This is a genomic window from Mycobacterium barrassiae, from assembly GCF_025822765.1.
Taxonomy (GTDB): Bacteria; Actinomycetota; Actinomycetes; order Mycobacteriales; family Mycobacteriaceae; genus Mycobacterium; species Mycobacterium barrassiae.
Window position 1 is genome coordinate 1 of the sequence record NZ_JACKUK010000043.1, and the last position, 12,640, is coordinate 12,640.

At 66.7% G+C, this 12,640-nt stretch carries 9 protein-coding genes; 4 read left to right on the forward strand and 5 right to left on the reverse strand.

The annotated features are described in order from the left end of the window. Window positions 1-82: 82 nt before the first annotated feature. The 3 genes from H7J93_RS27160 to H7J93_RS27170 form a co-directional block, all read right to left on the reverse strand. On the reverse strand, window positions 83-1,081 hold the full coding sequence (locus H7J93_RS27160; protein ID WP_267309387.1) for a DUF222 domain-containing protein: 999 nt from the start codon (window positions 1,079-1,081) through the stop codon (window positions 83-85). A gap of 97 nt (window positions 1,082-1,178) precedes the next feature. Further along, window positions 1,179-2,720: a phospholipase D family protein gene (locus H7J93_RS27165; protein ID WP_267309388.1), complete on the reverse strand. Its 1,542-nt coding sequence runs from the start codon at window positions 2,718-2,720 to the stop codon at window positions 1,179-1,181. After that, a complete protein-coding gene (locus tag H7J93_RS27170; RefSeq protein ID WP_267309389.1) occupies window positions 2,717-4,261 on the reverse strand; it encodes a phospholipase D family protein in 1,545 nt (514 codons plus the stop codon). Before H7J93_RS27170 ends, H7J93_RS27165 begins: the two co-directional genes overlap by 4 nt. Window positions 4,262-4,322: 61 nt before the next feature. Between H7J93_RS27170 and H7J93_RS27175 the strand changes: the two genes are divergently transcribed. Together H7J93_RS27175 and H7J93_RS27180 are read left to right on the forward strand one after the other, a co-directional pair. Then, window positions 4,323-5,561: a serine hydrolase domain-containing protein gene (locus H7J93_RS27175; protein ID WP_267309390.1), complete on the forward strand. Its 1,239-nt coding sequence runs from the start codon at window positions 4,323-4,325 to the stop codon at window positions 5,559-5,561. A 7-nt stretch (window positions 5,562-5,568) separates the two neighbouring features. Next, window positions 5,569-6,294, forward strand: a complete 726-nt coding sequence (locus tag H7J93_RS27180) for a type 1 glutamine amidotransferase (RefSeq protein WP_267309391.1) — start codon at window positions 5,569-5,571, stop codon at window positions 6,292-6,294. Here H7J93_RS27180 and H7J93_RS27185 read toward each other — a convergent pair. After that, window positions 6,273-7,619, reverse strand: coding sequence for a TIGR01777 family oxidoreductase (locus tag H7J93_RS27185; protein WP_267309392.1), 1,347 nt, complete (start codon window positions 7,617-7,619; stop codon window positions 6,273-6,275). The two genes, H7J93_RS27180 and H7J93_RS27185, sit on opposite strands and share 22 nt — an antisense overlap. 84 nt (window positions 7,620-7,703) lie before the next feature. On the opposite strand from H7J93_RS27185, the gene H7J93_RS27190 reads away from it, so the two are divergent. Beyond that, entirely contained in the window at window positions 7,704-8,381 is a 678-nt protein-coding gene (locus H7J93_RS27190; protein ID WP_267309393.1) for a phosphoribosyltransferase, read from the forward strand. An 85-nt stretch (window positions 8,382-8,466) separates the two neighbouring features. Here H7J93_RS27190 and H7J93_RS27195 read toward each other — a convergent pair whose 3' ends face one another. Next, window positions 8,467-9,171, reverse strand: a complete 705-nt coding sequence (locus H7J93_RS27195; RefSeq protein WP_267309394.1) for a hemerythrin domain-containing protein — start codon at window positions 9,169-9,171, stop codon at window positions 8,467-8,469. A gap of 141 nt (window positions 9,172-9,312) precedes the next feature. Between H7J93_RS27195 and H7J93_RS27200 the strand changes: the two genes are divergently transcribed. Beyond that, window positions 9,313-12,618, forward strand: a complete 3,306-nt coding sequence (locus tag H7J93_RS27200; RefSeq protein ID WP_267309395.1) for a LuxR family transcriptional regulator — start codon at window positions 9,313-9,315, stop codon at window positions 12,616-12,618. Window positions 12,619-12,640: the final 22 nt, after the last annotated feature.

The following is a 12,640-nucleotide window of genomic DNA, read 5'->3' on the forward strand; positions in this document are numbered from 1 at the left end:
GTCTGGTCGAAGGCGCACGCACCAACGGCTGGAAACAAGCGCTGGGCGCATTGGCCCTGACCTACCCCGAACGAATCAACCCCTACCTATAACGGCCACCTACACAGAAATCTTGACAAGCTCGCCACTGCAGGAACTCCTTGTTCTTCGCGCTGGGCCGATACCCCGGATCCGGGGCCAGATCAGAGGGAACCGCCAGCGGCTTCAGCGTCGCCGTCTTCGCCACCTGACGTACGCATTCGGCGGGCAGGATCCCGAACCCGGCCAGATACCCCGGCTTGTCATTCCTCTCATCAAGGGTGGCCTGTTCGGTCAGCACATGAATCACCGCCGCCTTGGCGTTGGCCTGTACCGCGGCCGCCGCGCAGTCCTCACGCCCACACAAGCACGCCAGGGTGGCTTCTTGGCGACCCAATGCGCCACAGGCATCGGCGCGACGCCGCTCCGCCGAGCGCGGATCATGCTCGCACACCGTGGCGGCCAAGGCATCCAGCCGTGCACTGAACGCCGCGGCATCGGTGGCACGCAACTGGCCAGACAGCCACGCCATGCCCGGGCTGCCCGGCCCAGTGTCGACGTAACGATTGTCCTCGACCTTGGGCGGCACACGCACACCCGCGGAGTCGAACTCGGCGACAAACTTATCGATCCGATCACGCAGTTTCGGGCCCGAGAGCTTCATCCACTTCTCGACCCGCGCCGCCAACGCCTCATCCAGATCCGGCATCGCCGCGTCCTCGACGTTGGTGGTGCGGTTGATGATCATCGACACCATCCGCATGTCGATGGTCCCGCGCACGAACACCTTGGCCACCGCCGGCAACCGGTACGCCAACGCACACGCGAACTGCACCTGCCCCACCGCGCGGGCATGGCTGATGTTCTGCACCGCCGACACCTCCGCGGCCACCGCCGCACAGTTGTCAATGACACACCAATCCAACTCAGCCAACGCCGACTCACGCCGGACAAACAGCTCGGCCACGGTCAATAATCGCTGCGCAATGCACGTCGACTCCTCCCGAGTCGCCTCACCCATCACCGCGATGAGCTCCGCATCCGACACCCGATCATCGAACATGTGTTCGATGATAACTCACTCCACTGACTCGTTGCCTCATCAGCAATGCGCGCGAAGGCCCCCCTCGGCGCCGGCCCGACGAGTTTGCCCGTCGAATTCACAACCTGCCCCTGAGCCGATCCCGATATGACCGGCCGTCGGGGTCGTACATCAGGCGATAGACGGGTTCGGCCCACAGTCGCGTGAACGCGCCGGGACGTTCCGCCTTGTGCGGCCTCAATCGGCCCGGCGGTCTCGGACCTTTCCGCCCCGATGCGTGCCAGCGCTCCAATCGCTCTGCCGCTTCGACGATTTCCCCGACCGCGGTGGCCGGATCGACCAAGCCACGGTCCTCGCTACCGTCCTCGGCACGGTCCAGGTGTTCGCGCAACAGCCGAAGTCTCAGGTCGCGCGCGAACTTTCCCTCCGTGTCGAGCACGGCACACGTCAATTCACTGTCATGGGTCCACGATCGCCGGTTGAGGTTGTCGCTGCCCACGCAGGACCAGATATCGTCGATGACACACACCTTGGCATGCACGTATACCGGTGTGCCCTCGGCGTTTTCGAGGTCGAACACGTGCACCCGCTCCGGGCTGGCGGCATGACAGGTCTCGAGCGCCTGCCAGCGGCCGATGAGGTTGGGCGGCAGCTCTAGTCGGCCGTCGACGTCGGGATGGCGTGGAATGACGGCTACCAGATGCAGGTCCGGGTTGTCGGCCAGCGCGCGGGCGAACAGTTTGGCCACCCGCTTGGACCACAGGTACTGATCCTCGACGTAGATCAACCGGCGGGCGCGCGGCACCACCTTGTTGTAGGCGCGGGCGATGCTGCGCTCACCACGCGGGGCGAAGTCGTACTCGAAGTGTCCGTCCGGGTACGTGCGCAACACCTGTATCGCATGCGTGCCGCACGGCGGCGGATCGGGCGGCTGATCTGGCAACGGATCGGCGTTCATATCGGCGCCGCCGAGCCTGTCCCGAAGCCACGCCAGCGGATTGAGCATGTCCAGTGACGCGGGGTCGTTCCACCGCTCGCGGAACGTCGTATCGAGGGCACCCACGGCCGGTCCCTGTACCCGGAGCTGCACGTCATGCCACGGCGGATGCTCGCCGTACCGCTTGGCCATCTGCACGGCCTGCGGGTCGCCGCGGTGCGACGCGTCATCGCGCCGGGAATGACACAGGTCGATACCGCCGGCGAACGCGACGTCCCGTTCGGGTGCGCCGGGATGCCTGATGACGACCAGCTTCTGATGATGCGACCCGCCGATGCGGACGCGCTGATCGAGCAGCACCTCGCCGCCTGCGCGCTCGATCGCCTCGCCAAGGTGGCGGTTCTCCTCCTCGCTGTAGGCGAGCTTGTCAATATGCGACCGCCACACCAATCCCTTGACCACCACGCCGCGTTCGGCTGCGCGGCAGAACAACTCGCGGATGGTCGGGCCACCCTCACGCATCTTCTGGTCGGGGTCACCCCGCCAATCCGTGAAGAACAGATGATCGCCGGCGCCCAGCGCTTCCACTTCCGTCACGAGGTGGTCGAAGTATGTCGACCCGTGGATCAGCGGCTCCGCCAGATTGCCTTCGCACCAGGCGGGTAACGCGGAATCCGGATTGCCGCGTTCCTCCTCGGTGAGAAACCAGTCCGCGAATTTCATGGCCGGCGTCCCAACAGCCGGTCGGCGTAGGACCGTCCGTCCGGGTCGAAGATCACCCGGTATGCGGGTTCGGCCCACAGCCGAGTCAGTGCATCGACGTGTTCGATCTCATGCGGTCGCAGCCTGCCCGGCGGACGCGGCCCTCGACAACCGGATTGGTGCCATTCCTCCAAAGCCTCTGCAGAGGCGATGATTTGGTCGATCGCCGTCACCGGATCAACGAGTCCGCCGTCCTCGCTGCCATCCTCGGCGCGGTCGAGATGTTCCCGTAGCAGCCGCAACCGGACGTCGCGGGCGAACACATTGTCGGCGTCCAGCACAGCGCACGCCAACTCGCTGTCGTGCGTCCATGACCGCCGGTTGAAGTTGTCGCTGCCGACACAGGCCCAGGTGTCGTCGATGACGCACACCTTGGAGTGCACGTATACCGGTGTGCCCTCGTGGTTTTCGACATCGAAGAGATGCACTCGATCCGGGGCGGCGCGTCGGCACGCGTCGACGGCGAGCTGACGGCCGACCAGGGTCGGCGGGCGCCCGAAGCCACCCTCCAGGTCGAAATGGCGTGGGACGACGGCCACCAGATGCAGCTCCGGGTTGGCGGTGAGGGCCTCCGCGAGCAGCGCGGCCACTTCCTCCGACCACAGGTATTGATCCTCGAGGTAGATCAGCTGCCGGGCACGCCTGATCGCCTTCGTGTAGCCGCGGGCGATGGTCCGCTCCCCACCCTTGGCGAACTCGTACTGGATCAGGGCGTCGCCGTAGGTCCGCAGCACCTGCACCGCGTGCGAACCGCACGGCGGCGGATCCGGCGGCTGCTCCGGCAGCGGGTGTCGTTCCGAGGTGCCTACGAACCTGTCGCGCAGCCAGGCGAGCGGATTGAAGAGATCCAGCGGCGCCCTGGCGGTCCAGCGTTCCCGGAACGTGGTGTCCAGCGCACCGACGACGGGTCCGCGCAACTGCAGCTGCACGTCGTGCCACGGCGGACGTTCGCCGTAGCGGCGCGACATCGGCACCGTCTGCGGATCGCCGCGGTGGGCTGCGTCGTCGCGGCGGGAGTGACACAGGTCGATACCGCCGATGAAGGCGACGTCACGAGACGGGTCGTCGGGATGGCGCAGCAGGACCAGCCGCTGATGATGTGATCCGCCGAGCAGCACCCGCTGATCCAGCAGCACCTCCCCGCCGGCGCGCTCGATCGTTTCGGCGAGGTGGCGGTTCTGTTCCTCGTTGAACTGGAGCCTGTTCGGGTAGGACCGCCACATCAGCCCCTTGACGAGCACGCCGCGCTCGGCCGCGGACCGGAACAGTTCGGCGACCGTCGGCCCGTTCTCGCGCAGCCGCTGGTCGGCGTCGCCGCGCCAGTCGGCGAAGAACAGGTGGTCACCGGCACCCAGCTGGTCCACTTCGGCGACGAGGCGGTCGAAGTACGACGCCCCGTGGATGAGGACCTCCGCCTGATTGCCCTCACTCCACGCCGGCAGCCGCCAATCGGGATTGCCGCGTTCACCTGACGTGAGGAACCATTCGGCCAGGACAGACACGCAGTGGAGTGCCCGTTTATGGGCCGGTTTACGCACCGCGGTGGTATGCGAAGATCCGGGCATGCTCGTTGTCCGGCGCCTGCTCGTCGCGCTTTGCGTCCTCATCCTGACCGCCGGTTGCGCCCCCGGATCCCTGCCCGGTGAATCGACAACGACGACGACCGGCACCGACAACACGAAGGCCGACGAGGTGATGCGCGCCGTCCGCGAGACGATGGCCTCCGAGCACCTGAAGGCGGTCATCGTCCGGGTCACCGTCGACGGGAAGGAGATCGTCACCGATGCGGCCGGTGAGTCGATGACCGGTGTGCCCGCAACTCCCCGCATGCATTTCCGCAACGGCGCGGTCGCCATCTCCTATGTCGCCACGCTGCTGCTCAAGCTCGTCGACGAACAGAAGGTCAGTCTCGACGACAAGCTGTCGAAGTATCTGCCGCAGATTCCGCACGCCGACCGTGTCACGCTGGCCCAGCTGGCACAGATGACGTCTGGTTACGTCGACTACGTCATCGGCAACACCAAGATGAACGATGCGGTGTACGCCAATCCGTTCCGCCGCTGGACGGTGCACGAACTGCTGCAGTTCGCGGTGTCGCAGCCGCTGCTCTACGAACCGGGCACCAACTGGAACTACGCACACACCAACTACCTCTTACTCGGTCTCGCGCTGGAGAAGGCGACCGGCGAAGAGATGTCGAAGCTGTTGTCGGAGAAGGTGCTTCGCCCGCTTGGATTGACGAACACCGTCAGCTCGCTGACACCTGAGATACCGACACCCGTCCTGCACGCGTTCTCCTCGGAGCGTCGCGCAGTCCTCAAAATTCCCCCGGGCACACCGTTTTACGAGGAGAGCACCTTCTGGGATCCGTCGTGGACCATCACCCACGGGGCGATTCAGACCACCGACATCTACGACATGGAGGCGACGGCAGTCGGTATCGGTTCGGGTCGGCTGCTCTCCTCGGATTCCTACCAGAAGATGACGTCCACCGACTTGCGCGGTAAGACCCGCAGACAATCCGGCTGCGCCACCTGCGAGCCGTTGGACGACGTCTACACCTACGGTCTCGGCGTCGTCATCTCGGGTAACTGGTTGCTGCAGAACCCGATGCTGGCGGGATTCTCCGCGGTGGAGGCCTACCTGCCCGCGCAGAAGATCGCGATCGCTGTCGCCACCACCTACCTGCCTGAGGCGTTCGACGATCAGGGTGACTACACCAACGCCGCCGACGTCCTGTTTCGCAGGATCGGCGCCGTTATGGCCCCTGACGATGCGCCGCCGGTGCGTGCACCGAAATAATGGGGGCATGACGTCCAAGGTTCTGTTCCTGCACAACGAGCATCTCGCGACCGAGGGGCTGCTGGGCGAGGCGTTTTCGGAGCAGGGCTTCGACGTCGACACCTTCGGGGTCGTTCCGGCGCACCGCGTCGACGATCCCGCCGTGGACGTCACGTTCCCCGATCTCACCGACTACGACGTCGTGGTGCCGCTGGGCGCGCGGTGGCCCGTCTACGACGAAGCGCTGCGCCGCGCCTGGGTGGACACCGAAATGCAGCTGATGCGTGACGCCGCCGACGCGGGCGTGGCGCTGCTCGGCGTGTGCTTCGGCGGCCAGCTGCTGGCCCAGGCGTTCGGCGGGTCGGTGGCGCGGTCACCTCACCCCGAGATCGGCTGGTACGACGTCGCGAGCGACCGCCCGGACCTGGTCCCCGCCGGGCCGTGGTTCCAGTGGCATTTCGACCGGTGGACCCTGCCGCCCGGCGCCACCGAGATCGCCCGCACCGCGAATGCCTCCCAGTCGTTCCTGCTGGGCCGTGCCCTGGCACTGCAGTTCCACCCTGAGGTCGACCTCGGCCTGCTGAAACTGTGGCTGGACGACGACCGCGACGGCGAAGTCGTCGGCTTCGGACACACGCATGACGAATTGCTCTCCCGGACAAAGGAACTTGCCGACGACGCGGCGACGAGGGTGCGAAACCTGGTGCATGGCTTCGTGACTCACGTTGTCCGTCAGCCGTGCCCCAGTTCGTGAGCCAGCGCGCCATCGATGTCGGGATGCCGGAAACGGTGGCCCACGATCTCGAGCTTGGTGGGCGTCACCCGTTGGTTGGCCTCTGCGAGCTCTCGTGAACCCTGCTCCCCCAACAATATTCGCGGCCCCAGCGGGGGTACGGGCAGCACTGCAGGACGGTGCAAGACCCGCGCGAGGGCCTTCGTGTAGTCGGCATTGCGCACCGGCGTGGGAGCGACGGCGTTGACCGGACCGGACAGCCGCGCGTCGTACAGCGCCCTGTAGTAGACGTCGAGAAGATCGTCCAAGGCGATCCAGGACAGCCACTGACGCCCGGTGCCGACGCGTCCACCCAGTCCGGCGGTGAACAGCGGGCGCAGCAGTCGCAATGTGCCGCCGCGGGCGGATTGCACGATTCCGGTTCGTACGTTGACCACCCGCAGTCCCGCGTCGGCGGCGGGGGCGGTCGCCGCCTCCCAATCCGCGACGACGTCGGCGAGGAACCCGTCGCCGCGCACGCTTTCCTCGCAGAGCACGGCGTCTCCGCGGTCGAATCCGTAGACGCCGATGGCCGAGGCGCAGACGAACGGCCCCTTGAAGGATCCGGCGGCGGCGACCTCGGCCAGCCGGCGGGTCGGCTCGATCCGGCTGTCGCGGATCGCCGCTTTGTGCGCGGTCGTGAACCGGCCCGCGATCGAGGCCCCCGCGAGATGCACCACGGCGTCGACCCCCGACAGCAGGTCAGCGTGGGGACGGTCGGGATCCCACCGGCGCTCGTCAGGAGACCGCGGGGCATGCCGGACCAACCGGATCACCCGGTGCCCGCCGGTGGTCAGGAACGCGGACAACGCGGTGCCGACCAGGCCGGTCGCCCCGGTCACGGCCACGACGAGGGGCCGCAGACCCGCCTCGCGCGCGTCGCGATGGGCGGCCAGGTCGTCGGCGAGCTGCCGGTGCCGGTACGCGAACATCGGCCGCAACGCCGCGGCCGGCACCGGCGCCTCGACGCGGTCGTACACCCGTGTGCCCGACGGGACCTCCTCGAATTCGTGAACATGGGTCCAGCGGCCGACGATCCGAGGGGGCCAGGAGCGTGGACCTTCGGACGACAGCACGTCGACGAAGCGGTGCGGCGGGTCGAACCTGGTGGCGTCGTGCTGCGCCACCCAACGCAATCCCCCGGGCAGGCCGAGCAGCGCGCGGCCGTCAGCCAGCGAATCGGCCTCGGCCAGCACCTTCATCGGCTGCCACGGCGGCACCAGGCGTCGCATGGCACCGCGCCGCGAGTGCCAGTCGAAGACCTCGGTCAGTGGATGGTCGACGACGCTTTCGTACTCGATGCCCACATATGGATATTCGCAGCCGTGGCCGTGACGGATTGGCTCCAGGCTGGGTACCCACGGTCGTAGGCTGAAATTTCGGAGAATGCGATGAGCGGATTGCGCGGTCTGACCCGCCGCGGCTCGGGTCGTGTGTTCCGGGACCGCCGGGAAGCCGGCGACATCCTGGCGCAGGAGTTGGCGTCCTATCGCGGCAGGGAGGATCTGTTGGTGCTGGGACTGGCGCGGGGCGGTGTCCCGGTCGGCTGGCAGGTCGCGCACGCGCTGCGCGCACCCCTTGACGTGTTCCTCGTCCGCAAGCTCGGCGTCCCGCAATGGCAGGAGCTCGCGATGGGCGCGTTGGCCTCCGGCGGCGGCGTGGTGATCAACGACAGCCTGGTGCGCAGCCTCGGCATCAGCGACGACCAGATGCAGGAGGCGATCGAGCGCGAAACCGAAGAACTACACCGACGGGAAAGCGCGTATCGAGGCGGTCGACCGCCGGTCGACGTGACCGGTAAGACGGTGATCCTGGTCGACGACGGGATCGCCACCGGCGCCAGCATGCTCGCCGCGGTACGCGCGGTGAAGGCGAACGCACCGTCTCGGGTGGTGGTCGCGGTGCCCGTCGGACCGCCGTCGACATGTCGCGAGCTCGCCACCGAAGCCGACGAAGTGGTCTGCGCGATGATGCCGCCGGGATTCGAAGCCGTCGGCCAGGTGTTCGAGGATTTCCACCAGGTCAGCGACAACGAGGTGCGCGAATTGCTCGCGACGCCAACGGTTTAGCGATTGGTGTCGTCGCTTTGGCGCTTATTCTTAAACGACAAGTAGCGCGAATGCAGTACCGGCGCAACAACATCATTCATGTCAATCATTCGACGCCATAAACCTTCGTTCGGTAGCCGGCGTATGCGCGTCCTCCGAGGAGCGTCACCACCGTTCGTAGAGTCACGGGCAGAGACGCAAGGAACCGGCGCTGTTCGTCGGGAGAGGCATCGCGAAGCAGGGCGCCGGCGTATGCGAGTGAAAACCACAGATTTCGGGGCTTGACGTACGCGGCGCCACGGTCGATGAACGCCTGCCATTCCCTCTGCGTGATGTATCGCGCGATAAGTGGTACCAGGTCGCGTTCCTCGTGGTCGAAGTGTTCTCCGGCGTGCATCGCCAGTTTGTCGATGGCCGCGCCGAGTTCCGCCGCCTGCCGCGGATCAGCGCTGCGGGCCCACACAAGCCGGACCGACTCGACGGCGTCGATTGCCGCGGCGATGACCGCGTGCTCGTCACGTGGCTCCCGCAACGAACCACCCGCGGACGGGATTTGTGCCTCCAGCCGCGGCCACAGCAGTTCGTCCTCGGCGTGGTGATGATGGCGCAGCACCGAAATCAGGTTTCCGAGGTAATTGCCGACGAATGTCGATCGGCGGGTGTCGCGCGGCGGAAGAGTAAGGATCAGCGCGCCAAGATCGCCGAACTCACGGCGGAACGTGCGATGGATCATCGCCATCTGGAACGGATCGCTTCGGATCGGGGCCTTTATCGCCCAATCTCGGTCGGTATCAGCTTCATCTACGGCCACGGTGGTCCTCCTCGATCGAGTGGTCGAGTTAACCGTGGCCCCCGTCGAACGCCGGATCATCGGGGATTGCCCGTAAATGCCCCGGCCGACTACGGGATTTCCCTGATGTTCGCGGCGTAGCGCGCCGAGAAGGTGGCTAGCATGACCGAACGTGATTCCCGCGCGGAGACACCGGCGGTGAACTGGGGTGAGTTGGGCGTGAGCGCGCTACCGACGGGGACGGTGACGCTGCTGCTCGCTGATGTCGAGGACTCAACACGGCTGTGGGAGACGCAACCGGAGGAGATGACCGACGCCGTCGCACGCTTGGACCGTGCGCTGGCAGACTTGCTCGATATCCACGCCGGCGTGCGGCCAGTCGAGCAAGGAGAGGGCGACAGCTTCGTGCTCGCCTTCACCCGCGCGACCGAGGCCACTGCGTGCGCCTTGGAGCTTCAGCGGGCGCCCGTTGATCCGATTCGATTGCGCATCGGTCTGCACACCGGCGAGGTGCAACTGCGCGACGAGGGCAATTACGTCGGCCCGACCATCAACCGGGCGGCACGACTGCGCGATCTCGCCCACGGTGGTCAGACGGTGCTGTCCGGGACCACTGAGGACCTGATCGCCGACGCGCTGCCGGCCGACGCATGGCTGACCGACCTCGGCACGCACGAACTGCGTGGTGTCATCCGCCCCGAACGCGTCGTGCAGCTGTGCCACCCCGGCATCCGCAACGACTTCCCACCGCTCCGGACCTCGAAATCAGGTGCCGCCGAACACCTACCAGCGCAGCTCACCAGTTTCATCGGCCGCGGCGAACAGATCCACGACGTGCGACGGGCTCTCGCCGCCAATCGGCTGGTCACGCTGACCGGCGCCGGTGGCGCCGGCAAGACCCGACTCGCCATACAGGTCGCAGGTCAGATGACTGCCCACTTCGGTGACGGAGTGCGCTATGTCGACCTCGCTCCGATCACCCAACCCGATTTGGTGCCAGCTGCGATGGCCGCCGCCTTGGGTCTGGCGGATCAGCCGAGCCGCTCGACGACGGACATGATCATCCGGTTCGTCCGAGAGCGCAGGATGTTGGTGCTGCTGGACAACTGCGAGCACGTGCTGGACGCGTGCGCTGCGCTGGTCGACGCCGTTCTGACTAGCTGCCCGGGGCTGACACTGTTGGCGACCAGTCGCGAGCCCATAGGTGCGGCCAGTGAGGTGACCTGGCAAGTGCCGTCACTCTCGTTGGACGACGAGGCCATCGAGCTGTTCGTCGACCGGGCGCGCCGGGTGCGCGCCGGTTTTACCGTGACTGACGACGGTGCCGTGAAGGAGATCTGCCGTCGCCTCGACGGCATGCCGCTGGCAATCGAACTCGCCGCGGCCAGGGTGCGCGCGTTGACACTGCTCGAGATCCTCGAGAGCTTGCACGACCGCTTCCGCCTGTTGACCGGCGGTTCCCGTACCGCGGTGCGGAGGCAACAGACGCTGCAGGCCTCCGTGGACTGGTCGCACGCGCTGCTGACCGAACCCGAGCGAGTGTTGTTCCGCCGGCTCGCGGTCTTTTTGGGCGGGTTCGGTCTCAAGGCCGCTCAGGCCGTCGCCTGCAGCACCGAGACGGAGCGCTACCAGGTCCTGGATCAGTTGGCGCTTCTGGTGGATAAATCGCTGGTCGTCGCCGATGGCGTCGGTGGCCGAACGCGCTATCACCTGCTCGAAACGGTGCGCCAGTACGCCCTACAGAAGCTCGGTGAATCCGGCGAAGCCGATGCTGTGCGGACACGTCACCGCGACTACTACACCACGATGGCCGACGATCTCGATGCGCCGTCGGCCGCGGGCCGCCAGCAGAGTGTCGAAAATATGGAGACCGAGATCGACAACCTACGTGCGGCATTCGCCTGGAGCCGCGAGAACTCGGACGTCGACCTCGCGCTACAACTTGCCTCGTCGCTCCAGCCGCTGTGGCTCACGAGAGGTCGTCTGCGCGAAGGGCTCACCTGGGTCGATGGCGGTCTGAGCGACCTCGCCGCGAGCGGATGCGAAGTGGCACCGGCGGTGCGTGCCCGGGCTCTCGCCGACGTGGCCCTGTTCGACGGCTGGCTAGGAGTGCCCGCGCGCAGGGAACAGGCGGCAGAAGCGCTAGCGATCGCTCGCCGACTCGACGACCCGCCTCTGGTGGTTCGCGCCCTCACCGCCTGCTGCGGAACCGCGGCCTTCGACCCCGAACAAGCGGCGGCGTACTTCGCCGAGGCCATCGACCTTGCGCGCAGCTTGGGAGACCGATGGCGGCTGAGCCAGCTCTTGGGATTTCACGCATACGCCGCAATGATGGCCGGCGACGCGACCGCAGCGCTCGCCGCAGGTGAGGAGGGCCGCGCACTCGCCGACGCGATCGGCGATCGGTTCGCTTCAGGTCTATGCCGAGTGTGGGGGCTGGCCGCAGCACGGGCCGTGCTCGGGGACCTTCGAGGCGGCGACAAGCAGTTGGCGGAAGTGGTTGCGGATGCGGGAGCGGCTGGCGACCTGTTGTGCAGGTTCAACGGTCTCACCACGCACAGCTTCGTCCTGGGCTGGCAGGGCAAGACCGCCGAGGCGCGAGCCGCCGCCGAAGAGGCCATCAGCTCCGCTGCGGAGCTCGGCGTGCTCGTCGAGGGGCAGGGCTACCTGACCTTGTCGAACGCGGAGCTCGCGGCGGGCGACGTCGAGGCTGCCATGAACGCTCTCGTCCAGGGCTGGAAGCGCATTGGAGACATCGAGTTTTCGGCGATGAACTTGCGTTGGAGAGCGGAAACCGAACTCGCAGCGGGAGATTTGGACATGGCCGCCGGGTGGGCGGACCGGGCTGTGTCATGCACGACGGGGTTCTTTCACATGTTGTCGCTGACCACTCGTGCTCGAGTGGCGTTGGCACGAACCGACATCGACGCAGCTGAACGCGACGCCTACGACGCGCTCGCCTGTGCGACCGAGGTCAGCGCCCTGGTCGGGCTGCCCGACATCCTCGACTGCCTCACCTACCTGGCCGCGAATGCTGGCGCATATCCGCTGGCGGCCCGCCTCGGTGGCGCGGCGGAAGCAATCCGGGTCCGTACCGGTGAGGTTCGATACAGGATCCACCAAGACGAGGACGAGGCGTCGGTGACTGCGCTGCGAAATGCGATGGGCGAAACCGACTTCGACGTCAACTGGGCTGAAGGCGCTTCGTTGTCCACCGATGAGGCGATCGCGTATGCCCAGCGCGGCCGCGGGGAACGCAAACGCCCGTCGACCGGCTGGGCCTCGCTCACCCCCACTGAACGCGACGTGGTGCGGCTTGTAAGCGAAGGCCTGAGCAACAAGGACGTCGCCATGAGGCTCTTCGTTTCACCACGAACCGTCGAAACTCACCTCACACACGTCTACACCAAGCTCGGCCTCTCCTCACGCGTCCAACTCGCTCAGGAAGCCACCCGCCGGGGGGCGTGAACCGATCGCGGCCGCGTCTAAC

What these genes read in the sequence shown, in the direction of transcription:
- H7J93_RS27160 (WP_267309387.1), bottom strand. Translation starts at nt 1,081, where the DNA reads ATGTTCGATGATCGGGTGTCGGATGCGGAGCTCATCGCGGTGATGGGT.
- H7J93_RS27165 (WP_267309388.1), bottom strand. Translation starts at nt 2,720, where the DNA reads ATGAAATTCGCGGACTGGTTTCTCACCGAGGAGGAACGCGGCAATCCG.
- H7J93_RS27175 (WP_267309390.1), top strand. Translation starts at nt 4,323, where the DNA reads ATGCTCGTTGTCCGGCGCCTGCTCGTCGCGCTTTGCGTCCTCATCCTG.
- H7J93_RS27180 (WP_267309391.1), top strand. Translation starts at nt 5,569, where the DNA reads ATGACGTCCAAGGTTCTGTTCCTGCACAACGAGCATCTCGCGACCGAG.
- H7J93_RS27190 (WP_267309393.1), top strand. Translation starts at nt 7,704, where the DNA reads ATGAGCGGATTGCGCGGTCTGACCCGCCGCGGCTCGGGTCGTGTGTTC.
- H7J93_RS27200 (WP_267309395.1), top strand. Translation starts at nt 9,313, where the DNA reads ATGACCGAACGTGATTCCCGCGCGGAGACACCGGCGGTGAACTGGGGT.